Raw genomic sequence first — 26275 nt, 5'->3', positions numbered from 1 at the left:
CTTGATTAAAAATGTAGCTACCTACCGGTAGGCAGTAAGTGTACAATAAAAAACACCGGCGGTGTCAACGCCCTGTTTTTTATTGAAAGGTAGTCCATGCAGCAGCACACCCTTCCCCGCACCGGCAGCTTCGGCCTGGCGGCATCCCTGGCCCTGGTGGCCGTCCTTGGCCCGGCCGGCATCGACATGTATCTGGCCTCGATGCCGGCCATGGCGCGCGAACTGCACACCTCGTATGCGAACGTGCAGCTGAGCCTGACCGTCTTCCTGCTGGCGATGGGCATGGGGCAATTGCTGTGCGGGCCGCTGACCGACATGCTGGGCCGGCGCCGGCCCTTGCTGGCCGGTATCGCACTGTATATCGCCGCCGCCCTGTGGGCCGCGCAGGCCGGTCAATTGCACATCCTTCTGCTGGCGCGGCTGCTGCAGGGCCTGGGCGCGGCGCTGACCCTGGTGGTGGTGATGAGCATGGTGCGCGACGTGGCGGACGGCGTGCGGGCGGCGCAGCTGTTCGCGCTGCTGATGACCATCGTCGGCCTGGCGCCCGTGCTGGCGCCGGCCGTGGGCGGCATGCTGGACGCGCACTACGGCTGGCGCGCCGTGATGCTGGCGCTGGCCAGCCTCGGCGCACTGACCCTGCTCAACAGCGCGCTGTTCCTGCCCGAAACCCTGCCGGCAGCGAAACGCGTGCCGCCGACAGGCGCGCTGCGCACCTATGCCCGCATCGCCCTGGACCGCGCCTTTCTGCTGCCGGCGCTGGCGCTGGCGGCCAGCTTCTTTTTCCTGTTCGCCTATATCGGCGGCGCCTCGCTGGTGTACCAGCACGATTTCGGCCTGCCGGCCGATACCTTCGGCCTGGTGTTCGGCGCCACCGGCGTGGCGGTGCTGCTGGGCGCGATGGCCAGCGGCCGCCTGGTGGGCCGTTACGGCGTGCTGCGCCTGTCGGTGGCGGGCGCCTGCGCCATGCTGGGCGGCGCCGTGCTGGCGCTGGCGGCGGCCGCGCTGGGACTGGGCTTGCCCGGCGTGCTGCCGGGCCTGTTCCTGGCGCTGGGCGGGTTGGGCGTGGCCGAAGCGACCCTGATGGCGATCGCCATGGGTTCACAGCAGCGCGCGCTGGGCTCGACGGCGGCCCTGCTGGGCGCGATACAGATGACGATTTCGTCACTGGCCACGCCGGTGGCGGCCGGCCTGGCGCAGCTGGGACCGCTGCCATGGCTGTTGTTCTTGACCGCGGCGGGCCTGCTGGTATCATGGCTGACGCTGGTCAGCGCCCGCTCCTGTCCCCTGCAGACGGCCAGCCTGCCATTACATTGATGCTCACTTGCTGAACCCTATGAAGAAACGCTCGGCCTCGGCCGATAACATCTGCGCCGTTGCCGTCGCCCATTTTTCCGACCACGGCTACGACGCCTCGTCCCTCAACGATATCGCCGAACTGGCCGGCATGCGCAAGGCCTCGCTGTACTCGCACTTCAGCGGCAAGGACGCGCTGTTCCTGGCCGTGTTCGACGATGCCCTGGAGCAGGAACAGGCCTTCATGGACAGCTGCTTTGCCGATGAAGCGAGCCGGTTTGCCAGCGGCGGCCAGCAGGCCGGCTCGCTGTACTGCGACCGCATGGCCGAGCGCTATGCCGATTCGGCCCACTTGCGTTTCCTGCTGCGCACCGCCTACCTGCCGCCGGCGACACTCAAGGTGCAGGTGGGCGCCGGCTTCGAAGCGCTGCTGGTGCAACTGCTGCAGCACTACGTGGCCAGCCTGGGCCGCCTGGCCCCTGCCCTGCCGTCTGCGCGCATCGAACTGTATTCGCAAGCCTATCTGGGCATCGTCGACAGCCTGCACGTGGAACTGATCTATGCCGGCGGCGCCGCCTTGCAGCAGCGCCACGCGGCGCTGTGGCAGATTTTGTCCGATTCGCTGTCGATTCAATCTTCTTAACCTCCTGAAAGACCCCATGAAACACAGCCTGCTTGCCCTTCTGCTTTTCAGCGCTTTCAACGTCCAGGCGGCGCCCTCGCAGACCGACCGCCAGCAACTGGAACAGGTGGTGGAAACCTTCCGCCTGTCACTGATCAACAAGGACAAGGCCAGCTTCATGAAGCTGCTGTACAGCGAGACCATCCCCTGGATCGGCGTGATCAAGGACAAGAGCATGAACATGATCGAAGACCGGGGCGACAAGGTCAGCAAGATCACGCCAGGCGCCAGCGCCGTCAAGTTCATCGATTCCATCGTCAGCGACACGGAAGCGATCGAAGAGAAATTCGACAATGTGCGCATCGATAGCGATGGCGATATCGCCCAGGTCTACTTCGACTACAACTTCAACCGCGGCGACTATCGATCCAACTGGGGCCAGGAAGCGTGGCAACTGGTGCGTACCACGCATGGCTGGAAGATCAATTCGGTGATCTGGTCGATGGAATTCAATCCGCAACAGCCGCCGAAAAAAACACCCTGACGACACCCTGATCACGCGCTGGCTTTTTGCACCATCGCCAGCGGCGCCGGTGCGGCCTCGTCCTCTTCCGGATGCTCGTACAGGGCCTGCATTTCCGCCGCCGTCGATTCGCCATTCAATACCCGCTCCATGCGTTCGCGGTCCAGCGCGCCCACCCAGCGGGCAATCGCCAGCGTGCCCACCGCGTTGCCGATGGTATTGGTGATCGAGCGCGCTTCGGACATGAAGCGATCCACGCCCAACAGCAGCACCATGCCGGCCACGGGAATGGTGCCCAGCGAGGCCAGAGTCGCCGCCAGGGTGATGAAGCCGGAACCGGTGACGCCGGCCGAACCCTTCGAGGTCAGCATCAGCACGCCCAGCACGATGAACTGGTCCATCATGGAGAGCGGCGTATTGGTGGCCTGGGCGATAAAGATGGCCGCCATGGTGTAATAAATGCACTGGCCGTCCGGATTGAAGGTGACGCCGGCCGGTATCACCAGCCCCACCACCGGTTTCGAGACGCCCGCGTGTTCCAGTTTGCGCATCAGCTGCGGCACCACCGATTCCGAGGAACTGGTGCCCAGCACGGTGAACAGTTCTTCCCTGATATAGCGCAGGAACTTGTACAGGCTGAAACCGGAAACGCGGGCGACGATGCCCAGCACCACAAAGACGAACACGGCGCAGGTCAGATACATGGCGCCCATCAGCTGGCCCAGCGACACCAGCGAACCGAGGCCATATTTGCCGACCGTAAAGGCGATCGCCCCAAACGCGGCCAGCGGCGCCACGCGCATGATCATGCCGACGATAATGAACATGCTGTTGCAGAACGCTTCGAGGAAATCGACCACCGGCTTGGCGCGCCGGCCCATGTGCGACAGGGCAATGCCGAACAGGGTGGCGAACACGAGGATCTGCAAAATGTCGTTCTTGGCCAGCGCGTCGACCACGCTGACGGGCACCATGTGCAGCACGAAGTCGACAAAGCTGTGCGAGGACTTGGCGGCCGCCGCCGTATAGCTGGCGATGCTGCTGGTGTCGAGCGAGGCGGCGTCGATATTCATGCCCACGCCCGGCTTGGCGAGATTCACCACCAGCAATCCCAGCAGCAGCGCCAGGGTCGACATCACCTCGAAATAGATCAGGGCGCGGGCGCCGACGCGGCCCAGTTCCTTCATGCTTTCCATCTTGGCGATGCCCAGCACCACCATGGCGAAAATCACGGGCGCGAACACCATCTTGATCAGGCGGATAAAGCCGTCGCCCAGGGGTTTGAGGTCGGTGCCGAGCGCGGGGGAAAAATAGCCGAGCAGGCCGCCGGCGACCACGCCGATCAGCACCTGCACGTACAGCTTGCCAAAAATACGTTTGAACATGCTTGTCTCCTGTTATGAATTGCTTGCTTTCCAGCGCCCCCGCCGGCTCTGCGGCCGGTCAGGAGCATGGACCCTGCCCTTACGCCGCCTGCAATTGCGTGGCGGCAGCCAGGAAGTCGCACACGGCGCGCGTCACCTGCGCCGTGGTGGCGTTGCCGCCCAGGTCGCGCGTGTGCAGGGCCGGATTGGCCGTCACGTGCTCGATCGCCCGCATCACCTGCCTGGCGGCATCGAATTCACCCAAGTGTTCCAGCAGCATCACCACCGACCAGAAGGTGCCGACCGGATTGGCCAGGCCCTTGCCCATGATGTCGAAAGCCGAACCGTGGATAGGCTCGAACATCGATGGATAGCGGCGCTCGGGATCGATATTGCCGGTCGGCGCGATGCCCAGGCTGCCGGCCAGCGCGGCGGCCAGGTCGCTCAAGATATCGGCGTGCAGGTTGGTGGCGACGATGGTGTCGAGGGTGGCCGGACGGTTGACCATGCGCGCCGTGGCGGCGTCGACCAGTTCCTTGTCCCAGGTGACGTCAGGGAAATCGCGCGACACTTCGACCGCGATTTCATCCCACATCACCATCGCATGGCGCTGCGCATTGCTCTTGGTAATCACCGTCAGCAGCTTGCGCGGCCGCGACTGCGCCAGCGTGAAGGCATAGCGCAGGATGCGCTCGACGCCGACGCGCGTCATCATCGACACATCGGTGGCCGCCTCGATCGGATGGCCCTGGTGCACGCGACCGCCCACGCCCGAGTATTCGCCTTCCGAGTTTTCGCGCACGATGACCCAGTTCAGGTCGTCCTGCGCGCAGCGCTTGAGCGGGCCGTCGATGCCGGGCAGGATACGGGTCGGGCGCACATTGGCGTACTGGTCGAAACCCTGGCAGATCTTCAGGCGCAGGCCCCACAGGGTGATATGGTCGGCGATGTCCGGGTCGCCGGCCGAACCGAACAGAATCGCGTCCTTGTTGCGCAAGGCATCGAGGCCATCTGCCGGCATCATCACGCCGTGCTGGCGGTAATAGTCGCCGCCCCAGCCGAAATCTTCGAAGGCGAACGTGAAGCTGCTGCTGCCGGCGGCCAGCGCGGCCAGTACCTGCTGGCCGGCCGGCACGACTTCCTTGCCGATGCCGTCGCCTGGAATGGTGGCGATATGGTAGGTTTTCATGGGGTGTCTCCTGGAATGAGGTGGTAGTGACACCACTCTACGCGGTGGACGCCACGCGCAATGCCCGCTAAACTCAATCCATTGTTAACCTCTGACTCCACAATCATGAGCAATGGCTTCCAGCCGGCCGAACTGGGCTTTATCGTCACCCTGTCCAGCGCAGGCAGCCTGAGCGGCGCCGCGCGCGAGCTGGGCATCACCACCTCGGCCGTCAGCAAGCGGCTGTCCATCATCGAAGCAAGGTTGGGCGTGCCGCTGGTAAACCGCACCACGCGGCGCATGAGCATGACGCCGGAAGGCGACGTCTTGCTGGAGCATGCACGCCGCATCCTGGCGGAAATTGCCGAACTGGACCAGTTGCTGGGCGCCTCGAAAAGCGCGCCGAAAGGACAGCTGCGCGTCAACGCCACCCTGGGCTTTGGCCGCCTGCATATCGCGCCGGCCATCTCGCGCTACGTGCTGCGCTATCCGGAAGTGGACGTGCAACTGCAGTTGTCGGTCGACCCGCCCGCGCTGACGGACGACCAGTTCGACGTCTGCATCCGCTTCGGCGCCCCGGCCGACACGCGCGTGATCGCCAGGCGCCTGGCGCCGAACCGCCGCCTGCTGTGCGCCGCGCCCGCCTACCTGGCGAAACACGGCGAGCCGAAGACGCCTTTGGACTTGCGCCGGCATAACTGCATCAGCATCCGCCAGGGCGACGAAGCGTATGGACTGTGGCGTTTGTACGGCGGCAAGGAGGCCGAGCGCGATGCGCAGGGCGTCAAAGTGCGTGGCAACCTGGCCACCAACGATGGCGAAATTGCGGTGAACTGGGCGCTGGACGGCCACGGCATTCTGATGCGGGCCGAATGGGATATCGAACGCTACCTGGAGACGGGGCGGCTGGTACGAGTACTGCCCGGCTACCGCACGCCGGATGCCGATATCTACGCCGTGTATCCGCAGCGGCAGCAGCTGTCGGCGCGGATACGGACGTTTGTCGGGTTTTTGGGGGAGACGTTCGAACGCTTCAAAGAACCTGGGGAGAACGGCAATCAAGGTTAAACGTTGCACGCCATCGGACTCAGGCCAGAATTTCAGCGCCGATCAGATGTCCACTTTCATCCAATTCAAGGTAAATATCAGGACCGCTATAGACCAGCAAATCGTGCAAGCGTATGGTTTTTTTTACCGCCCCAACCGAACCGGCTCCCGGGTGGCCTGGCAAGCGCAAGTAGGCGACATCGGCGTCATCCTCGCTTATTTCAAGACTTATTTTTTCCATGCGCAGATCAATGTCATTCATAAATAGGATTTAAGTCTCATCGTATCAACATATCTACACCTGGTAAAGCGTCGCCTGGTATCCGGACAATCCTGCGCGATGACTATGGCTCTTACTTCAACACCCGCTGCCCCAACATCGCCGCCGCCCCCACCAGCGCAAACACCACCAGAAAACCGAAATAGTCGAGACTGGCCAGCAAGGCCGCTTGCTGATTCAGCTGCTGCACCAGCTGCCCCAACGCCACTTGCGGCGCCTGTGCGCCATGACTGGCGGCAAACGCCGTGCTCAGCTGTGCCAGCGCCTGGTCGAAGACTGCGTCGCCATGGGCAAAGCGGCCCGTCAGCACTGCATAGTGCTCGCCGGTGCGCCATTGCAGGCCCAGCGCGGCGCCGGCCACGCCGGCAGCCAGGCCAAACTGCGACAGCATGTTTTTCAGTTGCTGGCCGTGGGCGAACGCTTGCTCGTCCTGCTGCAGGCTGGCAAAGGCCTGGATGGCGGTGGTGGCCATCACCAGGATGATAAACGCGCCATACGCGGCCACGGCCGGCATTACATGCAGCCACAGGTCGGCCTCGCCGCTCAAGCGCGACAACAGCGCGCCGCACAAGGCCAGCGACAGGAAACCGGCCACATAGAATTTCTTCGGCGACGGGTATTTTGGCAGGATGTGCGCCATGATCCAGAACACGATCAGCGCCGCCACCAAGCCGGCGCCCTGCACGCCGCCCACCACTTCCCAGCCGAAACCGAGCGCGCGCTGGGTCAGCACGGGCAGCATGTAGTTATTGGCGCCCAGCACCAGATAGCAGACGGTAAACAGCAGCAGCCCGGTCAGGTAGCGCGGCTGGCGCAGGCGGTTCAATACCAGGTAGGGCCGCGGGTGGCCGTGCTGGTGGCGCACGAAATAGGCAATCGCTGCCGCACCCAAGGCCCAGGTCGCCAGCAGCGGCAGGGCATTGCCATAAAAATCATAGGTGGCGCGCTGCAGCGCATACAGGCTCAGCGCACAGCCTCCCAGCAAAGCAAAAAAGGCGACGGGATGTGCGTCCGAGCGCTGGTCGAGGGGCACCGTGGTCGACGGCAGACACTGCGTGGCGAGCAAGCCGGCAAGCATGGCGGCCGCCGCCAGGATCACGAAGATGGCCGTCCAGCTGTCATGCGCGACCGACTGCGCCGCCAGCCACGGCGCCAGCGCGTTGCCGATCGCCAGCGCGCTGGCAAACGACTTGATGCCGGTAAAACGGCGTGGACCGGGCGGCATCAGGGTGATCAGCAAGCGCGCGCTGGTCATGAAAGCGGCGCCACCCATGCCCATCACGGCGCGGCCGACGAGAAACTGGTGAAAGTCATTGCTGGTGCCGCAGATGGCCGCTCCCGCCACGAACACCACCACCGAGCTGATGATAAAGCCGCGCCAGCCCAGGCGCTCGACCAGCCAGCCCTGCTTGGAGATCGCCGCGATCGCCACCACCGCATACACCACGGTGGCCAGGGTGAATTCCTCGGGCGAGGCGCCGATCTCTCCCATGATGGGGCCGGCGCCAAAGGCGATCATGCCCGCCTGCAGGAACTCGATGGCATTCAGCACAAAGATAGTGGCGAGCAGCGTTTTTTCGCGCGGATGCCGGACGGTCATCTCAACGGCCCTTGCCCAGATTGGCGGCGATCACGGCCTCGGCCTGCTCCGCGGCCTGCGCCAGTTCGCCGTCGAACACATCGGTACGCCAGGCGGGCCTGCCGGAAGGCGTGCTGGCGGCCAACAGGCCGCCGCGCTGGCGGGTATCGACCGCCACCCGCATCGACAAGCCGATTTTCAAAGGATGGGCCGCCAGTTCCTGCGCATCGAGCGCGATGCGCACCGGCACGCGCTGCACCACCTTGATCCAGTTGCCGGTGGCGTTCTGTGCCGGCAGCAGGGCAAATGCGCTGCCCGTGCCCGCATCGAGTCCGGCCACGCGGCCATGGTAGCGCACCGCCTTGCCATACACGTCGGCGCGCAGTTCGACCGGCTGGCCGAGGCGTATGCCGTGCAATTGCGACTCCTTGAAGTTGGCGCTGACCCACATCTGCCCGGGCGGCACGATGGACATCAGCGCGGCACCTGCCGCCACGCGCTGGCCCAGCTGCACGGTGCGGCGCGTAACGATGCCGCTGACAGGCGCGCGCAAGGTGGTGCGGTGAGCCGCCACCCAGGCATCGCGCAACTGGACGCTGGCGGCCAGCACGTCGGGATGGCCGGCGACGCTGGTCTGGTCGGTCAGGGCGCTGGCCGACAGCGACTGCTGTTCGGCCACCGCCAGCGCTGCTCGCGCCGTGCGCTGCGCGTCTTCGGCATGGCTGATCTCCTCGCCCGACACCGCCCCGCTGCCGGCCAGGCTGCTGCGCCGGGCCAGGTCGGTTTCGGCGCGCGCCACGTCGGCCCGGCGCAGCACGATGGCGGCGCGGCCCTGGCCCGAACTGGCGAACTGCGCGCGCACCTGCCGCACCGTTTTCGCCAGCTGCGCTTCGGCGCGCGCCAGCGCCAGCTGCGCGTCGACCTCGTTGAGTTGCACCAGCACCTGGCCGGCCTGCACGTAATCGGTATTGTCGGCGGCAATTGCCGTCACGCTGCCGTTCAGCTGCGGCGTGACCTGCACCACATTGCCTTCGACATACGCGTCTTCGGTCACTTCATGGTTGCTTGGCGCCAGCAGCCACCAGGCAATCAGGGCGCTGCCGGCCAGCAAGGCGGCAATCACCACGGTTTTGGAGGGGGAAATGGAGGTCATGAAAACTAACTGCCCAGGCAGCTAAATAGTTAAAAAAAACGCGCAAGTTCAGCGCGCCGTCGATGCGATCACCCGCTGCAAAAAGCCCTGGAACTGTTCGACTTCTTGTGCAGTAAAACCGTCGAGCGAACGCGCATGCACCACGCGCGCCGCTTCCATCACGCGTGGATACAGGGCGCGGCCCTCGTCGGTCAGTTCCAGGATCTGGCTGCGCCGGTCTTCCAGGCAAGGTACGCGGCGGATAATGCCCTTCTCTTCGATGCGGTCCAGCAAGCGCTTCATGGCACCGCTGTCATAACCGAGAAAGGCCGTGAATTCCGTCAGCGTGCGCGCCCTTTTGTGGGCGATGCCGACCACCACCAGGAACTGCGCGGCCGTCAGGTTAAGCGGCGCCATCTCGCGTTCCATATCGGCCAGGAAGGTATTGCGGGCGTGCGTCAGCAAAAAGCCGAAGCCGCCGCCAAACATCTGGTTCCATTCCAAGGAAGGATCGAATTTCATGGGTTGTTCACTTTAAGAAATTGCCTGCCTGGGCAGTCAATTGCTAATTATACAGAAATTTTATTCATTGATGCTCGGTAGTTGTCAACAAAGATGTCGCGTCAAGTCATGCAGCTTTTCTTAATTCCTCTGGCGGTTTCCGCTCCGGATTCAGCCAGACCTCATCGTTCAATTCCCAATCCCGCGTAGTCCCGGTCCAGCGCTCTGGATGACGTTGCTTGGCGGCCTCGTAGACCTGCTTGCGGTGCTTGAGGATCGCTCCGTCCCGGCCATCATGGCGTTGCGCAGGCGTCACGAATTTCAGGCCGCTGTGCTTGTGCTGATGGTTGTACCACTGCACAAATGACAGCGTCCATTGCCGCGCCTTTTCGATACTTTCAAACGGCTTGCTCGGATAGTTCGGCCGGTATTTGCAGGTCCGGAACAGCGACTCGGCGTAGGCATTGTCGTTGCTCACACGGGGCCTGCTGAACGACGGCATGATCCCCAGCTTTTCCAACGTCGCCAACATTGTGGAGCCTTTCATCGAGCTGCCATTGTCCGAGTGCAGCACCACCTCACGCCCGGCCAGTCCCTCTGCCAGACTGGCTTTGCGCATCAGCAGCGAGGCCATTTCCGCCGACTCGGCGATGTTCACTTCATGCCCGACGATCTTGCGGCTGTAGACGTCAAGAACCATGTACCAGTAAAAATATAAACCCCGCACACCGGTCGGCAACCAGGTAATGTCCCACGCCCACAAGCGGTTCGGTTCGATTGCGCAGTGGCTCGTGACGACCCTTGTGCTGGGCTTCTTCGCCCGACCGCGGTGATGCTGCTGCTTCTCTTCTTTCAAGATCCGGTAGACGGTCGATTCTGATGCCAGATACTCGCCCCGGTCAGCCAAGGTCGGCACGATCTGGCTAGGCGGACTGCTGGCAAATTCAGGGCTGTTGGCAACCGTCAGAATCTGCTGGCGTTCCTCTTCGCTCAGCTTGTTGGCCGGCGCCCTGCGGCGGCTGCCTTTGCGCCCGTCGGCCTGGCTGCCATCACTGTCGAGCATCCAGCGCTGATAGGTTCGAAGGCTGATCTCCAGCGCACCACATGCCTGCGCACGCCGACACCCGCCGTCAACGGCTTCTTCAACCAATATCATCACCTGCTGGCGATCTGGGGTGCCGATCAATCGTCCTCGGGCTCCCCCCAGATCGCCTGTGCTTTTTTTCTGAGAATGATCAGCGCCGCTGCCTCTGCCAGTGCCTTCTCTTTGCGCTGCAAATCCTTCTTCAATTGCTTGATTTCTTTGCGGTCGCTTTTGCCTTGCTCGCGCAGTTCCCGGTTGCGCTCGGCCGGCGCTTCATTGGCCTGCTGGCAAGCCTCGCGCCAGTCGGCAACCTGTTCGACGAACAAGCCTTTGCCCCGACAGTATTGAGCCAGTTCGGCCTCGTTCATGCGTGCCGTTTCCAGCACCACCCCAAACTTATCTGCCGACGACCACACGACGGCATTCTTTCCATTTCCCGGCACCGGCACTCCCTGAGACTGTAGATTTCGTCGCCAAGTATAAAGTGTCTGTTCCGAGATGCCATTCTCCTTCGCCAGGGCCGACACCGGCCTGTTCTCCGGCGGCATCATCTGCCGAAGAATGGCTTCCTTGCGTTCTGCTGGATACTGATTCACTGTACGTCTTTGCTCCGCCCCCGGATGGATTAAAGTGATTCAAGTGACGCGACATCTATCCTGACATAGGGGGTGCTACTCGACGTAAAATTGACTACTTTTAGGCAATGTTATCCATATCCAAGATGGAATTTTTTCATAAAGACCTAACGTAAAGGTTCACCACCATGTACTTCGAATTACCAGGAACAAACATGCGACTCATAGGGTCCATGCACCTGCTTCCAAGCGGTAGTCCAGGCTTGCCGGAATGGGTTGTGAATGCCTATGAATGGTGCGAAGAGCTTGTTTTTGAGTCAGATCCCTCAACCATAATTGATCATTTATGCCCTACTATTGGCGTTAGCTTAAAAAAACACCTTACCCCTGCTACTTGGGAGACCTTACAAACTCTCTGGCCAGAGTCAGCGAATTTCCCCCCGATTGAATCGGTCCAACCATGGGCTGTATCGTTATTCGGCACCACATTTTCCTCTAGTCTTTCTGCCGGCGTAGAAAATTTGTTCCTTCAATGGGCAGCAGAACAATCAAAGCAAGTGTATTTCCTAGAGTCTGCCGAAGAACTGGTATCGACTTTAGACCGCGCACCTATAGACGATGTGGTCCAAAGCCTAGAGCTTCTTGCTGCAGACCTATCAGCGCCTCAACGCTCCATCGAAGCGATGTATCAAGCGTGGATAACCATGGACTTAGCAGCGATGCATGACATCGCAGCGCAATCGCCGATGTTCCAAAATCCTAAGCTCCGTCAAATCATATTGGAAGGTCGGAACTTAGCTTGGGTTTCAATGCTGCTCAATAAAATGGCTAGCCCAAAGCGAACATTGGTCGCCGTGGGCGCCTTACATTTGTGTGGTCCAGGTAACTTATTAACATTACTAGGTCGTGACGCTCAGCGCATTTACCAAAAGTGATCTGCTTATTCGTCAACATAGCTAACCGCCGAGGGTTGTGACAGCTAACGTCTCGCTCCGTAGGTCCATTCATTACGCTTCGGTAATGTGACCCATCTTTGCTTGACCTTGCCAAGCTGCACTTTTATCATGCGTGCATTATTCATTTTACGGAGTCCCACGTGGGTACTTGTTCCAGTGACAGTAGTCGATCTTGCATCGACAATTAATCCCGGCAAGCACGCGACTCTTCCGCCGCGCCTTGCCGAGCAAGGTGCGGTCCGCAACAGGTTTCCCTGTTGCGCACTCTCCCCCTGACCATTGATTGTCCTGACGGACGGCGCTGAGCCCGACCGTGGGTGCGGCTTGTTGTCGCCCTCCCGGTAACAAGTCTCGCCTGATCTCCCTGCACACACAGGAGTCGGTGATGATCTGGCATCAAACTTTACAACGCAATTTACTACGCAACACGCAACTGCCCGCGCTCGCGCTGGGCCTGCTGCTGGCCGCGCCCGACGCGCCCGCCGGCCGCCCCCTGACGGTGGACGACGCCGGCATTGCCGACCGCGGCAACTGCCAGCTGGAAAGCTGGCGTGAAACCAGCGGTGGCAAGTCGGCCGCCTGGGCCATGCCCGCTTGCAATTTCACGGGCAACTGGGAACTGGCGCTCGGCGCCGCCTCCCTGCCCGCCGACAACGGCCATCGCAACGCCGCCGTCCTGCAGGGCAAGACCGTGCTGCGTCCTGTGACGGACAACGGCTGGGGACTTGGCCTGGTGCTGGCGCGGCAAGCGGGCGAACAGGCGGCGACGAGCATCAACCTGCCCGTCAGCCTGGCCTGGCAAGGCCAGGACACTTTGCTGCACGCCAACCTGGGCGCGATACGCCCCCAAAGTGCTCGTACGGCGGCGACCTGGGGCCTGGCCCTGGAACGGCAGCTGGATGAACTCACCGGCATCGGCCTGGAACGCTTCGGCCAGCGCGGCGGTGGCGCCACCACCCAGCTGGGCCTGCGCCGCGCCATCGTGCCCGGACGCCTGCAGCTCGACGCCAGCTGGGGCCGCAAGTCGGACCAGCCGCGCGCCACGACCTGGTCGCTGGGCCTGGTATGGACCGGCGCGCCGTTGCAATAAATAAAACATACATTGAATTTCACCCTAGCCTGAAAGGAAGAGCCATGACCCTCTTCACCCGCCTGTTCGAATCGTTCCTGCGCAAGCGCCACACGGCCGGCCATTTCCGCCGCCAGGCCATGCCTTTGGCAAACAGCACCGCCCGGACCGTACCTGTGCCCGATCACCTGGCGCGCCAGTTGCTGGCCGCCGCCACCGAAGCCCTGCCGGCCGCACTGGCGCGCCTGGCCACGCGCGAAACGGGCCTGTCCGACGACGAGGCGCACGCCGTGCTGGCGCAGACCGGCCCGAATGAAGTCGAACACGAAAAGCCGCTGGCCTGGTACCAGCATCTGTGGCTGTGCTACAAGAATCCGTTCAACCTGCTGCTGACGGTGCTGGCCATCGTTTCCTACCTGACCGAAGACGTCAAGGCCACCATCGTCATCGGCAGCATGGTGATCCTGTCGACCCTGCTGCGCTTCGTGCAGGAAGGTCGCTCGAACCGCGCCGCCGAACGCCTGAAAGCGATGGTCGGCAACACCGCCACCGTGCTGCGCGATGGCGCGCAAGCGGAATTGCCGATCCGCGCCCTGGTGCAGGGCGACATCATCGTGCTGTCGGCAGGCGACATGATTCCCGCCGACTGCCGCCTGCTCAGCGCCAAGGACCTGTTTGTCAGCCAGTCGGCGATGACGGGCGAATCCTTGCCGGTGGAAAAAATGGCCGAACTCGCCGATGGCAATGGCAAGAATCCGATGGACCTGGCCAACCTGCTGTTCATGGGCACCAATGTGATCTCGGGCGCCGCCACGGCGCTGGTGCTGGCCACCGGCAACCGCACCTATTTCGGCGCGATCGCCACCCGCGTCACGGCCACCGAACGCACGCCGACCGCGTTTGAAGCGGGCGTCAACAGCGTCAGCTGGCTGCTGATCCGCTTTGCGCTGGTGATGGCGCCGCTGGTGTTCCTGATCAATGGCTGGACCAAGGGCGACTGGATGGAAGCCTTTCTGTTCGCCCTCTCCGTGGCGGTGGGCCTGACGCCGGAAATGCTGCCGATGATCGTCACCAGCACCCTGGCCAAGGGCGCCGTGAAACTGGCGAAAAAGAAGGTGGTGGTCAAACGCCTGGATGCGATCCAGAACTTCGGCGCCATGGACGTGCTGTGCACCGACAAGACGGGCACCCTGACGCAGGACAAGATTGTGCTGGAACGCCATACCGATGTGTTCGGCCAGCCGTCCGACGAGGTGCTGCGCTTTGCCTACCTGAACAGCCACTACCAGACCGGCCTGAAAAACCTGCTCGACCGCGCCGTGCTCGACCATGTGCAGCTGCAGACGGAAATGCAGCTGGCGCGCGACTATGTAAAAGTCGACGAGATCCCGTTCGATTTCGTGCGCCGCCGCATGTCGGTGGTGGTCTCCGAACGCAATGATCACCACGAGCTGATCTGCAAGGGCGCGGTCGAGGAAATGCTGGCCGCCTGCAGCCATCTGCGCCTGGACGGCGTCGACGTACCGCTCGACACCCATCTTCTCGACCGTGTGCTGGCCACCACCCACGGCCTGAACGCCGAAGGCTTGCGCGTGGTGGCCGTCGGCGTCAAGGAAGTGCCGCCGCACAAAACCGTGTATGGCGTGGCCGATGAAACGGCACTGACCCTGATCGGCTATGTGGCCTTTCTCGACCCGCCGAAGGAATCGACGGCGCCGGCCCTGCGCGCGCTCAAGGAACACGGCGTGACGGTGAAAGTGCTGACTGGCGACAACCACCTGGTGACGGCGAAGATCTGCCGAGAAGTGGGCCTGGCCGTGCGCGGCGTGCTGCAGGGGCCGGAACTGGACGACATGGACGATGCGCAAGTGGCGCAGGCGGCCGAAAGCCATACCGTGTTTGCCAAGCTCAGCCCGCTGCACAAGGAGCGCCTGGTGCGTGCGCTGCGCGGCAACGGCCATATCGTCGGTTTCATGGGCGACGGCATCAACGACGCGCCGGCCCTGCGCGCGGCCGATATCGGCATCTCGGTCGATTCGGCCGTCGATATCGCCAAGGAAGCGGCCGACATCATCCTGCTGGAAAAAAGCCTGATGGTGCTGGAGGAAGGCGTGCTGGAAGGCCGGCGTACCTTCAGCAATATGCTGAAATATATCCGCATGACGGCCAGCTCGAACTTCGGCAATGTGTTTTCCGTGCTGGTGGCCAGCGCCTTTCTGCCCTTCCTGCCGATGTTGCCGCTGCATCTGCTGGTGCAGAACCTGCTGTACGACGTGTCGCAGATTGCTATCCCTTTTGACAACGTCGATGCCGAACTGATCCAGCAGCCACTGAGCTGGAACCCGCGCGACATCGGCCGCTTCATGGTGTTCTTCGGCCCCTTGAGCTCGATCTTCGACATCAGCACCTTTGTGTTGATGTGGCATGTATTCGGCGCCAATACGCCGGCCCAGCAGACGCTGTTCCAGTCGGGCTGGTTCGTCGTGGGCCTGTTGACGCAGACCCTGATCGTGCACCTGATCCGCACGCCGAAGCTGCCCTTTATCGACAGCATCGCCTCGGTGCCGCTGCTGGTGGCCACCACGGCCATCATGGCGGTGGGCGTGTTCCTGCCGATGGGACCGCTGGCCAGCTACTTCAAGCTGCAAGCACTGCCACTGGCCTATTTTCCGTGGCTGCTGGCCATCCTGGTCGCCTACACGGTACTGACGACATTGATGAAACGCGTTTATCTGCGCAAATTCGGCTGGCAATAGTATGATGTGCCGCTTGTAACCACCGTGAAGGCGCGCATGAGCGGCACACTCTCTTCCAGACGGCCCAAGGCCATTTTGCTGTCGACCCTGGTCTTTCCCGGCACCGGACATCTGCTGCTGGGCCGCAAGGCGCGCGGCGCGCTGTTCATCGTGCCGTCATTGATCGCCCTGCTGCTGGTGATCAACAACATCATGCAGCGCACGGGGCAGATCATGGACCAGATCAACAGCGGCGCGCTGCCGCTCGACGTGCAGCTGATCACGGAAAAAGTGGCGGCCCTGTCCGCCAACGACGGCCCCGGCATGCAAGTGGCCGTCGGCGTGCTGGTCGCCTGCTGGATCGCGGCGCTGGTCGACCTGCTGTTCATCAGGTAATGGTGTCGGCAGCTTCCGCGCGCAAGGCGCAGCTGCGGCGTGAACAGCATGCAGCCAAGCGCCAGGACGATGGCGGGCCGCTGGCCTGGCGCGGCTGGTTCGACGGCTCGGCCCACCCGAACCCGGGCCGTCTCGGCATCGGCGCCCTGTTGCTGGGGCCCGATGGCGAACGCATCGAAATCAGCGAGCCGGCCGGCGACGGCGACAGCAGCGACGCCGAATATGCGGCCCTGACCGCCTTGCTGCGGGCGGCCGTCAAGGTCAAGCCGGCACAACTGCTGCTGCATGGCGACAGCCAGGTGGTGATCCATGATGTGCTGGGCACTGCCGTTGTCAAAGGACTGGCAACGGAGCGCGCGACCGTGCTGGCGCTGATGGAACAATTGCCCGACGTGTCGCTGCGCTGGGTGCCGCGTCACCGCAATGGCGAGGCGGACCGGCTGTCGCAGATGGCGATTACCGCCGCGACGAGTAGGTCGGATTAGCGGCGGAACGCCGCGTAATCCGACAATATTGTTGGCGTCACGGGTGGTGTCGGATTACGCGCGAAGCGCTAATCCGACCTACGCTGCGAGCTTGAACACACTGACCACCTCGGCAAGCTTGTGCGCCTGGTTCTGCATCGATTCGGCCGCCGCGGCCGCTTCTTCCACCAGCGCCGCGTTCTGCTGCGTGACGGCATCCATCTGGCCGATGGCGCGGTTGATCTCGTCAATGCCCACGCTCTGCTCGCTGCTGGCGGCCGTGATTTCGGTAATGATATCGCTTACGCGCTGCACGCTGGCCACGATATCGTTCATGGTCGAGCCGGCCTGGGCGACCAGCATGCTGCCCGCATTGACCTGCTCGACGGACGCGCCGATCAGGGTCTTGATTTCTTTCGCTGCGGATGCGGAGCGCTGCGCCAGGTTGCGCACTTCGGAGGCGACCACTGCAAAACCCCTGCCCTGCTCGCCCGCACGGGCCGCTTCCACCGCGGCGTTGAGCGCCAGGATATTGGTCTGGAAGGCGATGCCGTCGATCACGGCGATAATGTCGACGATCTTGTTCGAGGACGAATTGATCGAGTCCATGGTGCCGACCACCTGCGCCACCACCTCGCCGCCCTTGAGCGCCACTTGCGCGGCCGAAGCCGCCAGTTGATTGGCCTGGCGCGCATTGTCGGCGTTCTGTTTCACGGTCGAGGTCAGCTCTTCCATCGACGAGGCCGTTTCTTCCAGCGAACCGGCCTGCTGCTCGGTGCGGCTCGACAAGTCCTGGTTGCCGGCCGCGATCTGCGTCGACGAGGTGGCGATGCTGTCGGTGCCGCCCCGCACTTCGGCCACGATGGTCAACAGGCTGGCGTTCATGTCTTTCAGCGCCAGCAGCAATTGCCCGGTTTCATCTTTGGCGCTGGCGTCGATCCGCGCCGTCAGGTCGCCATCGGCCACGCGGCGCGCCACGCCCACGGCCGTGCGCAGCGGATGGACGATGCTGATCGTCAGCAGCCAGGCGCAGACGGCGCCAAAGGCCAGCGCCAGCGCGGCCAGGCCCAGCAGCAGGTTGCGGCTGGTGACGGCCATCGCGTCGATATTGCGTGCGGTGGCATCGATGCTGGCGCGCTGGTGCAACAGCAGGTCGAGCACATGTTTCTGGTATTTGGCCGAGCCGGGCACGAAGGTAGTTTCAAATACCGCCTTTGCCTCGTCGAGCTGGCCTGCCGCTTTCAGCTTGTTGATCTGGTCGCGCGAACTGAGGTAGACCTTGCGCATCTCGCTGACCTGTTTGAAGATTTCTTTTTCTTCGTCGGCCGACAGCAAGGCCTCGATTTTTTTCTGCAACTCGCTTGACGCGGCCGAGGACGCTTTAGCTTCCTCCGCAAAATAGGGTCCCAGCGAGGTGTCGCTGCTGCGCGCAATCGCCGTGGTACGGCGGATGCCGCTGTCGATCTTGCTGTACCAGTCGGAAATATAGCGTTCCTTGGCCAGCGGCTGCTCCATCATGTCACGCGTATCCTGCGCAACATTGTGCAGGCGCCAGACGCTGATGCCGGTGATCAGCATGGAAAACAACAAAATGCCGGCAAAACCCAGGCCCAGGCGTACACCGATGCTGACGTCTCTTAATAAATTCATATGATTACCCTGGCAGAAGCTATTTGAACGCAAATTGCGTCAGAGCAGCACGGTAAAAGAAAAACAAGAAGAGAGCAAGCTGGAAAGGGGAAGGTGTTGCAGGCGGCACGCATGGACGCGCACCGCCGGGGAAAATCTAGCGCGTGCGGCCCAGGCGCAGGGCCGGCGCCGCTTGCGGCCTGGCTGCCGGCTTGCGTGCGGCCGCCTGGTGGTCGAGCTTGAAGACGCTGACGATCTGCGCCAGCTTGTGCGCCTGGTCCTGCATCGATTCCGCGGCCGCGGCCGCTTCTTCCACCAATGCCGCATTCTGCTGCGTGACGGCATCCATCTGGCCGATGGCGCGGTTGATCTCGTCGATGCCCACGCTCTGCTCGCTGCTGGCGGCCGTGATTTCACTGATGATGTCGCTCACGCGCTGCACGCTGGCCACGATGTCGTTCATGGTCGAGCCGGCCTGGGCGACCAGCATGCTGCCCGCATTGACCTGCTCGACAGAGGCGCCGATCAGGGTCTTGATTTCCTTCGCCGCCTGGCTGGACCGCTGCGCCAGGTTGCGCACTTCGGAGGCGACTACCGCAAAACCCCTGCCCTGCTCGCCCGCGCGCGCCGCTTCCACGGCCGCGTTGAGGGCCAGGATATTCGTCTGGAAGGCGATGCCGTCGATCACGGCGATAATGTCGACAATCTTGTTCGACGAGGCATTGATCGATTCCATGGTGCCGACCACCTGCGCCACCACTTCGCCGCCCTTGACGGCCACTTGCGAGGCCGAGGCTGCCAACTGGTTGGCCTGGCGCGCGTTGTCGGCGTTCTGTTTCACGGTCGAGGTCAGCTCTTCCATCGACGAGGCGGTTTCTTCCAGCGAACCGGCCTGCTGCTCGGTGCGGCTCGACAAATCCTGGTTGCCGGCTGCGATCTGCGTCGACGAGGTGGCGATGCTGTCGGTGCCGCCGCGCACTTCGGCCACGATGGTCAACAGGCTGGCGTTCATGTCTTTCAGCGCCAGCAGCAATTGCCCGGTTTCATCTTTGGCGCTGGCGTCGATCTGCGCCGTCAGGTCGCCATCGGCCACGCGGCGCGCCACGCCCACGGCCGTGCGCAGCGGGTGGACGATGCCGATCGTCAGCAGCCAGGCGCACAGCACGCCGAACACCAGCGCCATCGCGGCCAGGCCCAGCAGCAAGTTGCGGCTGGTGACGGCCACCGCATCGATATCGCGCGCGGTGGCGTCGATGGCGGCGCGCTGGTGTTCCAGCAGGTCGAACACCATCTGCTGGTAGGTGGCGGCGGCCGGCACAAAGGTTTTTTCAAACACCTCGTTGGCGGCCTCGGCCTGGCCTTCGCCCTTCAGCTTGTAGACCTGGTCGCGCGAGCCCAGGTAGACCTTGCGCTGCTCGAGCAAGGCGGCGAACATGGCTTTTTCCTCGGGCTGGGCTATCAGCGCCTCGATTTTCTTTTGCAGCTCGGCCGAGCTGGCCGACGAGACTTTCGATTCCTCGGCAAAATATGCGCTCAGTGACGTGTCCGAACTGCGGGCAATCGCGATGGTGCGGCGCACGGCGCTGTCGATGCGGCTGTACCAGTCCGAAATATGGCGCTCCTTGGCCAGCGGCTGCTCCATCATGGCGCGCGTGTCGGCCGCCACGTCGTGCAGGCGCCAGACGCTGATGCCGGTAATGAGCATGGAAAACAGCAGGATGATGGCAAAACCGGCGCCCAGGCGGGTACCGATGCCGATGTTTCTGAATAAGTTCATGGAAAATCCTTGGGAGCTGAGCCGGACTGCGCAACAGGCTCGCGGCACTGCACAAGGCGTGCTGGCTGGCTGCTGGAGGAATCGGGCGTAATCATGAAAAGAGGCGCACGGTTTGTAAGCAAACCGTGCGCCTGTCACCCCACGGCAAACTGCGGGGCTGAGATGGTATCGCGGCTAAGGGATCAGGCCGCCAGTTTTTCGATCAGGCCCATGTCGGCGCTCGACATCAGTTGGTCGATATCGACCAGGATCAGCATGCGCTCGTCGATGGTGCCCAGACCGATCACGTATTCGGTATTGATCGAGCGGCCCATGTCCGGCGCCGGCTTGATCTGTTCCGGCAACAAGGTCGTCACGTCGGAGACGCGGTCGACCACCATGCCGACCACGCGGTTGCCGATATTGAGGATGATAACGACGGTAAACTGGTCATAGCTGGGCGTGCCCAGGTTGAACTTGATGCGCATGTCGACGATCGGCACGATGATGCCGCGCAGATTGACGACACCCTTGACGAATTCGGGGGCGTTGGCGATGCGGGTCGGCGTTTCATAGCTGCGGATTTCGCTGACTTTCTGGATATCGATGCCGTACTCTTCCTGGCCAAGGGTAAAGGCCAGATACTCGGCGGCCTTGGCGACGGTGGCGCCGGACTCGCTGGTGGTGGTGTTCATGGTATTCCTTTGATAAGCAGAAAATGCGCCGGCCCACGGGCCTGGCGCACTCTGCGTGAAAATTACTAAATAATGCACTGGAATTGCAATTCAGCAATGTTACCGCATGTAAATTTTCATTGCACTAAAAAAGAACAGCGGGCGGCGCGGGACGACTGCGGCCCGTGTTTTATGCCACACTGGCGGCTTTGCTTTTCACGACATTCTCAACATGCAAGTTTTGCTTACACAATGGCAGCCGCGCCTGCTGGCGCTGGCGTCCGCCGGCCTCGGCGACGACAGCGCCCACGATATCAACCATCTGCACCGCGTCTGGCGCAACGCGTCCATCCTGCTGCAGGATTACCCGCAGGCAGATGCCCTGGTGGTGATGGCGGCCTGCTATCTGCACGACCTGGTCAACCTGCCGAAAAACCATGCCGAACGCCACCTTGCCTCGCGCCAGGCGGCCGCGCTGGCTTGCCGCCAGTTGGCCGAACTCGGTTTTTCAGAAGACAAATTGCCGGCCGTCGCCCACGCGATCGAAACCCACAGTTTTTCCGCCAACCTGGCGCCCACCACCATCGAAGCGCAGATCGTGCAGGACGCCGACCGGATTGACGCGCTGGGCGCGGTGGGCCTGGCGCGCATGTTTTATACGGCGGCCCGCATGGACAGCGCGCTGGCCCATGGCAGCGATCCGCTGGCACTGCACCGCCCGCTCGACGACAAGGCGTATTCGCTGGACCATATCGTCACCAAGCTCGACAAGCTGCCCGGCAAGATGCAGACGCCGGCCGGCCGCGCGCTGGCAGGGCAACGGCTGCAGATCCTGCTCGACTTCCGCGCCACCTTTGCCGAGGAATGGGGCGCTGGCGCGGCTGGCGCCTGATGCAAGGGAGCGGCAAGCGTGCGATAGCCAGCGCGGCGCGCGCTGTCTATAATACAAGGTCCAGCCAGCGCGCTGCAGCGTTCCGGCGCCGGCGCCACGCCAACCATTCCAGCCTCGCGGCCGTACTGCCGCGCGGTGCGCGCCGAAAGCTTGCATGACCGACAACGCCACGCCCGACTCTTCCCCACCCGCTGCGCCAGCGCGCGCCGGCAATCTCAATTTCATCCTGGTCTGCGTCTTTATCGACATGCTGGGCATCGGCCTGGTGGTGCCGGTGCTGCCTATCCTGATCGGCGACTTTGTCGATGGCAAGGACCAGCAAGCCATGTGGTACGGCATCATGGCGGCCGTGTTCGGCTTGCTGCAATTTATCTTCATGCCCATGCTGGGCGCCATCAGCGACCGCGTCGGGCGCCGCCCCGTGCTGCTGTATTCCATGGCCGGCATGTGCGTCAATTTCCTGGCCACCGGCTGGGCGCCCAACCTGGCCTGCCTGTTTATCGGCCGCATTATCGGCGGCGTGTCGTCGGCCAGCATGTCGGTCGCTTCGGCCTACGCCTCCGATATTTCCACGCCGGACAACCGCGCCAAAAGCTTCGGCAAGATCGGCGCCGCCTTCGGCCTGGGCTTTATCTGCGGCCCCATGCTCGGTGGCTTGCTGGGCGATATCAACCTGCACCTGCCCTTCTTTGTGGCGGCCGGCCTGTCGGCGGCCAATTTTGTGTATGGCTATTTTTTCGTGCCGGAGTCGCTGGCGCCTGGCCCGCGCGCGCCGTTCACCCTGGCCCGCATCAACCCGTTCGCGGCCCTGGTCAAGCTGGCGCGGCGGGTGGAGATTCGCGGCCTGGTGCTGGCCTTCGGCCTGATGACGTTTGCGCAAATGATGCTCAACACCACCTGGGTGCTGTACACGCACTTCCGCTTCGACTGGACGCCGCGCCAGAACGGCATCGCGCTGTTTTGCGTGGGCCTGTGCGCGGCGGTGGTGCAGGCCGGCCTGCTGGGCATCCTGATCAAGCGCCTCGGCGAAGTACGCCTGTCGCTGCTGGGCATGGCCTCGGGCGCCATCACCTATCTGCTGTATGGCCTGGCCACCGAAGGCTGGATGATGTATGCGCTGATCCTGTGCAACCTGCTGGCCTTTGCGGCCGGCCCCGCCCTGCAGGGCATTATCTCGAAAGGGTCGGCGGCCGGCGAACAGGGTGAACTGATGGGGTCATTGCAGTCGATCAGCAGCCTGGGCATCATCATCATGCCGCTGCTGGGCAGCATTATTCTCGGCGAAGTCAGCCATTTGCCGGCCAATGACTGGCGCATCGGCAGCACCTTTTTTGTCTGCGCCATCATGCAGACCCTGGGCATGATCGTGGCCTGGCGTTACTTCAAGACGCAAGGTGACACAGGGTTGGTGGTGTCCGCCACAAAATAGACCGCCGCACAACATTGCCATAGGGCAATATAGAGACGAAAATGCGTTACAATAAAATACGAGATCGCAGATAAACCGCAACATGGGCCGCGCCTTACCGGAGCGCTAGCCGATGGCAAGCAAGGATGGGTATGACTGACTTTAATTGCAGCGCCTGGCGCCGTACCGCGGCCGCATTGTCGCTGGCATTGCCTGCGCTGGCCTTGCCCCTGGCGGCATGGGCCAATTGCTCGCGCGACATCCATGTCCCCGTGTCGCAGATCGGCGCCAGCGTGGTCGGCAGCGGCGTCACGGTCAGCGGCATCTACCCGGAGATACTGCGCAGCCTGGGCGCCAAGATGGGCTGCAATTTCGTCTTCAGCGTGGTGCCGCGCGCCCGCCTGGAAGCCTTGTATGAAACCGGCAAGGCCGACATCCTGATTCCGGCAAGCAGCACGCCGCGGCGCGACCAGCATGGCCTGTTCATTCCCCTGCTGGGCAACCGCCCGCTGCTGATTTCCCTGCAAGGCGCGCGCGAACCGGTCAACAGCATGCAGGAACTGATCGAAAGGCGCGAACTGCGCGTGGCGCTGGTGCGCGGCTACGACTATGGCCACCCCTACCAGGCGCTGGCCAAGGAACTGAGCAGCCAGGGCCGGCTGTTCTACGAAGTCGACGCCCTGTCGATTGCGCGCCTGATGCAAAGCGGCTTTATCGACGCCACCATCATGAATCCCACCATTTTGTCGGGCGCGGTACAAAACGATGCGCGTGTGCTGGGCCTGGCCGACCGCCTGCGCCTGGAAGCGCTGCCGGAACTGCCGTGGGGCCTCTCCGGCGCCTATATTTCGCGCAAATCGCTCAATGCGAACGACCAGGCGGTGCTGCGCGAACTGCTGGAAAAAGCCGCCCGCTCGGGCGCCATCATGGAAAGCTTCCAGCGCAGCCACCGCGCCGAGCTGCTGTCGTCCAGCATACGGCCGCGCTAGGCGCCCTTGCGGGCGCCTGCTTCTGCCTGCTGCTAGCGCGCCACCCGCGCCGCCTCTTCCGCGGGAATGATCGGCAGCTCGACCGCGCTGCCGCTGCCAAACGCGTGATACACACGCTGGGTCGCCTTTTTGTAGTCCCCGGGCTGCGCCAGGAAGATATTCGGCACAAAGGTCTGCGGATTGCGGTCGTACAGCGGGAACCAGCTCGACTGGATCTGCACGGCGATGCGGTGGCCGGGCAGGAACACGTGGTTGGCGTTCGGCAGCGCGAAGCGGTAGCGCTCGACCTTGCCTGACGGTATCGCGGTCGGGTGTTCCAGGCTGTCGCGGTAGCGGCCGCGGAAGATATCCATCGCCACGCCCAGCTGGTAGCCGCCCATGGCCGGCTGCGACGGCACTTCGTCCGGGTAGACATCGATCAATTTGACCACCCAGTCACTGTCGCTGCCGCTGGTGCTGGCAAACAGATTGACCATCGGCGCACCGGCGATGCGCACGGCCTCCTTCAACGGTGCCGACACATAGCTGAGCACGTCGGTGCGGTCGGCATAGCCGCGCTGGTCGCTGACCAGCCATGGCTTCCACACGTCGCCATCGTTCAGGCGCACGGGGCGCGCCACGAACGGCACCGGCTTGGCCGGGTCGGCCACGTATTCGTCGAAGGCGCCGCTGGCCTCGGGCGCGCCGGCCGGCGCATCAAAGCCCAGTTTGTTGCCATCCTGCAGGTAAATCGGGGTCAGTTTGGTGTCGCAGGTATCGCAGGCCAGGGGCCAGCGCTGCAGCCGCTGCCATTGATTGCTGCCGCTCTGGTAGGACACCACGGGCGCCGTGTTCGCCTGCGGCGCATCGTCCTTCAGGTATTGATTGAGGAAGGGCTGCATCACCTTTTCGCGGAACTGGCGCGCCGTGTCGCCGTCGAATTTCAAGGCGCCCAGGCTGGAACCTTCATAGTTGACGCCGCTGTGGCGCCATGGGCCGACGGCCAGGTAGTTCAGGTTGTTGAGCTTGTCTTTTCCCTCCATCGCCGCATACGTGGCGTAGGCGCCGTAGATATCTTCCTGGTCCCACTGGCCCACCACGTGCATGGTCGGCACGATCAAGGGCCGTTTGGCCAGGATCTTGTCGAGCGCCTGCTCCTGCCAGTAACTGTCGTAGGCCGGGTGTTCGAACAGTTTTTTGGTATAAGTCAGCTTGTCGATGCCGAACTTTTTGGCAAAATCGCCGGCCGAGCCGATGCGCAGATAGGCCTCGTAATCGTCATACACGCCCAGCACCGGCGACTCGGCGCTGCCGCGCACGCTGGTCTGCCAGGCCAGGTAGGACAAGCTGGGCATGCGGAAGGCGCCGTTGTGAAACCAGTCGTCGCCGCGCCAGCCGTCGACCATGGCGCTCATCGGGATCGCCACTTTCAGCGCCGGGTGCGGGTCGACCAGCGCCATCAGCACGGTATGGCCCTCGTACGAAGAACCGAGCATGCCGACCTTGCCGTTCGATTCGGGAATGTTTTTCGACAGCCAGTCGATGGTGTCCCAGGCGTCGGTCACATTGTCGACTTTCGTCTTGTTCAGCGGACCGCGCACCGGGCGCGTCATCACATAATCGCCTTCGGAGCCATGCTTGCCGCGCACGTCCTGGAACACGCGGATATAGCCGTTCTCGACCAGGGTATCGTCGCCCTGCGGCAGGGTTGCCAGCATGCTGGCGCTGGTGGCGCGCTGGGCGCGGCGCGCCGCGTTGTAGGGCGTGCGCGTGAGCATGATCGGCGCGCGCTTGGCATCTTTCGGCACCACGATCACCGTGTACAGCTTGACGCCGTCGCGCATGGGGATCATCACCACCCGCTTGACGTAGTCGTTTATATCCGGCATCACCAGCTTGCTGCCGATATCGGGCGTCATCGGCGGCGTTTGCGCCAGCACGGCCGCAGGTAGCGCCAGCATGCTGGTGGCGAGGGCAAGGCCGGCAAGCCGGACGGGTGGTGCAAGGCGCATGGCGACTCCATTTCAAGATATAGGCAAAATAGCCAACAAGCAATAATACCTGTAACACAAAACGCTTACGGCAGATAAATTGCCGGGCAGCTTGACAGACCGCTGTCAAACTGCAACCATACCGCCATGAATTTTATCCAGTCACAAC

The 26275-nt window shown here is 62.9% G+C and carries 23 protein-coding genes; 12 read left to right on the top strand and 11 right to left on the bottom strand.

Features of this window, described 5'->3' with window-relative positions; translation table 11 throughout:
* Positions 1–96 precede the first annotated feature (96 nt).
* From Q8L25_RS16940 to Q8L25_RS16930, 3 genes are read left to right on the top strand one after another with little or no spacing between them, the layout of a single operon-like run.
* Positions 97–1314 (top strand): Bcr/CflA family efflux MFS transporter, encoded by a 1218-nt coding sequence (locus tag Q8L25_RS16940; protein WP_308920477.1) that lies wholly within the window; start codon positions 97–99, stop codon positions 1312–1314.
* 19 nt (positions 1315–1333) lie between these two features.
* The gene (locus tag Q8L25_RS16935; RefSeq protein ID WP_308920476.1) at positions 1334–1936 is read left to right on the top strand and encodes a helix-turn-helix domain-containing protein; all 603 of its coding nucleotides are present in this window, start codon (positions 1334–1336) and stop codon (positions 1934–1936) included.
* Positions 1937–1952: 16 nt separating this feature from the next.
* On the top strand, positions 1953–2459 hold the full coding sequence (locus tag Q8L25_RS16930; protein WP_308920475.1) for a nuclear transport factor 2 family protein: 507 nt from the start codon (positions 1953–1955) through the stop codon (positions 2457–2459).
* 11 nt (positions 2460–2470) lie between these two features.
* Here Q8L25_RS16930 and Q8L25_RS16925 read toward each other — a convergent pair whose 3' ends face one another.
* Together Q8L25_RS16925 and Q8L25_RS16920 are read right to left on the bottom strand one after the other, a co-directional pair.
* A complete protein-coding gene (locus tag Q8L25_RS16925) occupies positions 2471–3823 on the bottom strand; it encodes a dicarboxylate/amino acid:cation symporter (protein WP_308920474.1) in 1353 nt (450 codons plus the stop codon).
* A 79-nt stretch (positions 3824–3902) separates the two neighbouring features.
* A complete protein-coding gene (locus tag Q8L25_RS16920) occupies positions 3903–4991 on the bottom strand; it encodes a tartrate dehydrogenase (RefSeq protein ID WP_308920473.1) in 1089 nt (362 codons plus the stop codon).
* A gap of 105 nt (positions 4992–5096) precedes the next feature.
* On the opposite strand from Q8L25_RS16920, the gene Q8L25_RS16915 reads away from it, so the two are divergent.
* Positions 5097–6038 (top strand): LysR substrate-binding domain-containing protein, encoded by a 942-nt coding sequence (locus tag Q8L25_RS16915; RefSeq protein WP_308920472.1) that lies wholly within the window; start codon positions 5097–5099, stop codon positions 6036–6038.
* Between the two features lie 19 nt (positions 6039–6057).
* On the opposite strand, the gene Q8L25_RS16910 is transcribed toward Q8L25_RS16915, so the two are convergent.
* The 5 genes from Q8L25_RS16910 to Q8L25_RS16890 form a co-directional block, all read right to left on the bottom strand.
* Positions 6058–6279 carry a DUF2283 domain-containing protein gene (locus tag Q8L25_RS16910; protein WP_308920471.1) on the bottom strand — a complete coding sequence of 74 codons (222 nt, stop codon included), beginning with the start codon at positions 6277–6279 and terminating at the stop codon, positions 6058–6060.
* Positions 6280–6370: 91 nt separating this feature from the next.
* On the bottom strand, positions 6371–7897 hold the full coding sequence (locus Q8L25_RS16905) for an MFS transporter (RefSeq protein WP_308920470.1): 1527 nt from the start codon (positions 7895–7897) through the stop codon (positions 6371–6373).
* A 1-nt stretch (position 7898) separates the two neighbouring features.
* Complete coding sequence (locus Q8L25_RS16900) at positions 7899–9029, bottom strand: efflux RND transporter periplasmic adaptor subunit (RefSeq protein WP_308920469.1); 1131 nt, start codon at positions 9027–9029, stop codon at positions 7899–7901.
* A 48-nt stretch (positions 9030–9077) separates the two neighbouring features.
* Positions 9078–9530 (bottom strand): MarR family transcriptional regulator, encoded by a 453-nt coding sequence (locus tag Q8L25_RS16895; RefSeq protein ID WP_308920468.1) that lies wholly within the window; start codon positions 9528–9530, stop codon positions 9078–9080.
* Positions 9531–9636: 106 nt separating this feature from the next.
* Positions 9637–11189 (bottom strand): IS3 family transposase gene (locus tag Q8L25_RS16890; protein WP_308920467.1). Its coding sequence is split into 2 segments (ribosomal slippage): positions 9637–10724 and positions 10724–11189, totalling 1554 coding nucleotides; the frame shifts between segments, so codons are not numbered across the junction.
* Between the two features lie 167 nt (positions 11190–11356).
* Here Q8L25_RS16890 and Q8L25_RS16885 point away from each other — a divergent pair.
* The 5 genes from Q8L25_RS16885 to Q8L25_RS16865 all read left to right on the top strand — a co-directional run bounded on the left by Q8L25_RS16885 (position 11357) and on the right by Q8L25_RS16865 (position 16809).
* The gene (locus tag Q8L25_RS16885) at positions 11357–12103 is read left to right on the top strand and encodes a TraB/GumN family protein (protein WP_308920466.1); all 747 of its coding nucleotides are present in this window, start codon (positions 11357–11359) and stop codon (positions 12101–12103) included.
* Between the two features lie 406 nt (positions 12104–12509).
* Positions 12510–13214 (top strand): hypothetical protein, encoded by a 705-nt coding sequence (locus Q8L25_RS16880; protein ID WP_308920465.1) that lies wholly within the window; start codon positions 12510–12512, stop codon positions 13212–13214.
* Between the two features lie 44 nt (positions 13215–13258).
* On the top strand, positions 13259–15949 hold the full coding sequence (gene mgtA / locus Q8L25_RS16875; RefSeq protein WP_308920464.1) for a magnesium-translocating P-type ATPase: 2691 nt from the start codon (positions 13259–13261) through the stop codon (positions 15947–15949).
* A 36-nt stretch (positions 15950–15985) separates the two neighbouring features.
* Entirely contained in the window at positions 15986–16324 is a 339-nt protein-coding gene (locus Q8L25_RS16870) for a hypothetical protein (RefSeq protein WP_308920463.1), read from the top strand.
* The gene (locus tag Q8L25_RS16865) at positions 16324–16809 is read left to right on the top strand and encodes a ribonuclease HI family protein (RefSeq protein ID WP_308920462.1); all 486 of its coding nucleotides are present in this window, start codon (positions 16324–16326) and stop codon (positions 16807–16809) included. The genes Q8L25_RS16870 and Q8L25_RS16865 overlap by 1 nt, the downstream gene beginning before the upstream one ends.
* Positions 16810–16887: 78 nt before the next feature.
* Here the strand turns inward: Q8L25_RS16865 and Q8L25_RS16860 are convergent, their stop codons facing one another.
* The 3 genes from Q8L25_RS16860 to Q8L25_RS16850 all read right to left on the bottom strand — a co-directional run bounded on the left by Q8L25_RS16860 (position 16888) and on the right by Q8L25_RS16850 (position 20868).
* Positions 16888–18438 carry a methyl-accepting chemotaxis protein gene (locus Q8L25_RS16860; RefSeq protein WP_308920461.1) on the bottom strand — a complete coding sequence of 517 codons (1551 nt, stop codon included), beginning with the start codon at positions 18436–18438 and terminating at the stop codon, positions 16888–16890.
* A 136-nt stretch (positions 18439–18574) separates the two neighbouring features.
* A complete protein-coding gene (locus Q8L25_RS16855) occupies positions 18575–20194 on the bottom strand; it encodes a methyl-accepting chemotaxis protein (protein WP_308920460.1) in 1620 nt (539 codons plus the stop codon).
* 182 nt (positions 20195–20376) lie between these two features.
* The gene (locus Q8L25_RS16850; RefSeq protein ID WP_308920459.1) at positions 20377–20868 is read right to left on the bottom strand and encodes a chemotaxis protein CheW; all 492 of its coding nucleotides are present in this window, start codon (positions 20866–20868) and stop codon (positions 20377–20379) included.
* Between the two features lie 211 nt (positions 20869–21079).
* On the opposite strand from Q8L25_RS16850, the gene Q8L25_RS16845 reads away from it, so the two are divergent.
* The 3 genes from Q8L25_RS16845 (at position 21080) to Q8L25_RS16835 (ending at position 24136) form a co-directional block, all read left to right on the top strand.
* The gene (locus Q8L25_RS16845) at positions 21080–21739 is read left to right on the top strand and encodes an HD domain-containing protein (RefSeq protein WP_308920458.1); all 660 of its coding nucleotides are present in this window, start codon (positions 21080–21082) and stop codon (positions 21737–21739) included.
* 154 nt (positions 21740–21893) lie between these two features.
* Complete coding sequence (locus Q8L25_RS16840) at positions 21894–23168, top strand: TCR/Tet family MFS transporter (RefSeq protein ID WP_308920457.1); 1275 nt, start codon at positions 21894–21896, stop codon at positions 23166–23168.
* A 131-nt stretch (positions 23169–23299) separates the two neighbouring features.
* Entirely contained in the window at positions 23300–24136 is an 837-nt protein-coding gene (locus Q8L25_RS16835; protein WP_308920456.1) for a transporter substrate-binding domain-containing protein, read from the top strand.
* Positions 24137–24168: 32 nt separating this feature from the next.
* Here Q8L25_RS16835 and Q8L25_RS16830 read toward each other — a convergent pair whose 3' ends face one another.
* Positions 24169–26127: a CocE/NonD family hydrolase gene (locus Q8L25_RS16830; protein WP_308920455.1), complete on the bottom strand. Its 1959-nt coding sequence runs from the start codon at positions 26125–26127 to the stop codon at positions 24169–24171.
* Positions 26128–26275 lie beyond the last annotated feature (148 nt).

It is taken from the genome of Janthinobacterium sp. J1-1 (assembly GCF_030944405.1).
In the GTDB taxonomy this organism is placed as follows: domain Bacteria; phylum Pseudomonadota; class Gammaproteobacteria; order Burkholderiales; family Burkholderiaceae_D; genus Janthinobacterium.
Note: the sequence above shows the minus strand (reverse complement) of the source record. Positions and strands in the feature narration are given on the sequence as shown.

Excerpts from the sequence above, each read along its gene's own strand:
- Q8L25_RS16900 (WP_308920469.1), bottom strand. The coding sequence starts at position 9,029 with ATGACCTCCATTTCCCCCTCCAAAACCGTGGTGATTGCCGCCTTGCTG.
- Q8L25_RS16915 (WP_308920472.1), top strand. The coding sequence starts at position 5,097 with ATGAGCAATGGCTTCCAGCCGGCCGAACTGGGCTTTATCGTCACCCTG.
- Q8L25_RS16895 (WP_308920468.1), bottom strand. The coding sequence starts at position 9,530 with ATGAAATTCGATCCTTCCTTGGAATGGAACCAGATGTTTGGCGGCGGC.
- Q8L25_RS16880 (WP_308920465.1), top strand. The coding sequence starts at position 12,510 with ATGATCTGGCATCAAACTTTACAACGCAATTTACTACGCAACACGCAA.
- Q8L25_RS16830 (WP_308920455.1), bottom strand. The coding sequence starts at position 26,127 with ATGCGCCTTGCACCACCCGTCCGGCTTGCCGGCCTTGCCCTCGCCACC.
- mgtA (WP_308920464.1), top strand. The coding sequence starts at position 13,259 with ATGACCCTCTTCACCCGCCTGTTCGAATCGTTCCTGCGCAAGCGCCAC.
- Q8L25_RS16930 (WP_308920475.1), top strand. The coding sequence starts at position 1,953 with ATGAAACACAGCCTGCTTGCCCTTCTGCTTTTCAGCGCTTTCAACGTC.
- Q8L25_RS16885 (WP_308920466.1), top strand. The coding sequence starts at position 11,357 with ATGTACTTCGAATTACCAGGAACAAACATGCGACTCATAGGGTCCATG.
- Q8L25_RS16860 (WP_308920461.1), bottom strand. The coding sequence starts at position 18,438 with ATGAATTTATTAAGAGACGTCAGCATCGGTGTACGCCTGGGCCTGGGT.
- Q8L25_RS16845 (WP_308920458.1), top strand. The coding sequence starts at position 21,080 with ATGCAAGTTTTGCTTACACAATGGCAGCCGCGCCTGCTGGCGCTGGCG.
- Q8L25_RS16940 (WP_308920477.1), top strand. The coding sequence starts at position 97 with ATGCAGCAGCACACCCTTCCCCGCACCGGCAGCTTCGGCCTGGCGGCA.
- Q8L25_RS16910 (WP_308920471.1), bottom strand. The coding sequence starts at position 6,279 with ATGAATGACATTGATCTGCGCATGGAAAAAATAAGTCTTGAAATAAGC.
- Q8L25_RS16905 (WP_308920470.1), bottom strand. The coding sequence starts at position 7,897 with ATGACCGTCCGGCATCCGCGCGAAAAAACGCTGCTCGCCACTATCTTT.
- Q8L25_RS16850 (WP_308920459.1), bottom strand. The coding sequence starts at position 20,868 with ATGAACACCACCACCAGCGAGTCCGGCGCCACCGTCGCCAAGGCCGCC.
- Q8L25_RS16835 (WP_308920456.1), top strand. The coding sequence starts at position 23,300 with ATGACTGACTTTAATTGCAGCGCCTGGCGCCGTACCGCGGCCGCATTG.
- Q8L25_RS16920 (WP_308920473.1), bottom strand. The coding sequence starts at position 4,991 with ATGAAAACCTACCATATCGCCACCATTCCAGGCGACGGCATCGGCAAG.
- Q8L25_RS16865 (WP_308920462.1), top strand. The coding sequence starts at position 16,324 with ATGGTGTCGGCAGCTTCCGCGCGCAAGGCGCAGCTGCGGCGTGAACAG.
- Q8L25_RS16870 (WP_308920463.1), top strand. The coding sequence starts at position 15,986 with ATGAGCGGCACACTCTCTTCCAGACGGCCCAAGGCCATTTTGCTGTCG.
- Q8L25_RS16840 (WP_308920457.1), top strand. The coding sequence starts at position 21,894 with ATGACCGACAACGCCACGCCCGACTCTTCCCCACCCGCTGCGCCAGCG.
- Q8L25_RS16855 (WP_308920460.1), bottom strand. The coding sequence starts at position 20,194 with ATGAACTTATTCAGAAACATCGGCATCGGTACCCGCCTGGGCGCCGGT.
- Q8L25_RS16925 (WP_308920474.1), bottom strand. The coding sequence starts at position 3,823 with ATGTTCAAACGTATTTTTGGCAAGCTGTACGTGCAGGTGCTGATCGGC.
- Q8L25_RS16935 (WP_308920476.1), top strand. The coding sequence starts at position 1,334 with ATGAAGAAACGCTCGGCCTCGGCCGATAACATCTGCGCCGTTGCCGTC.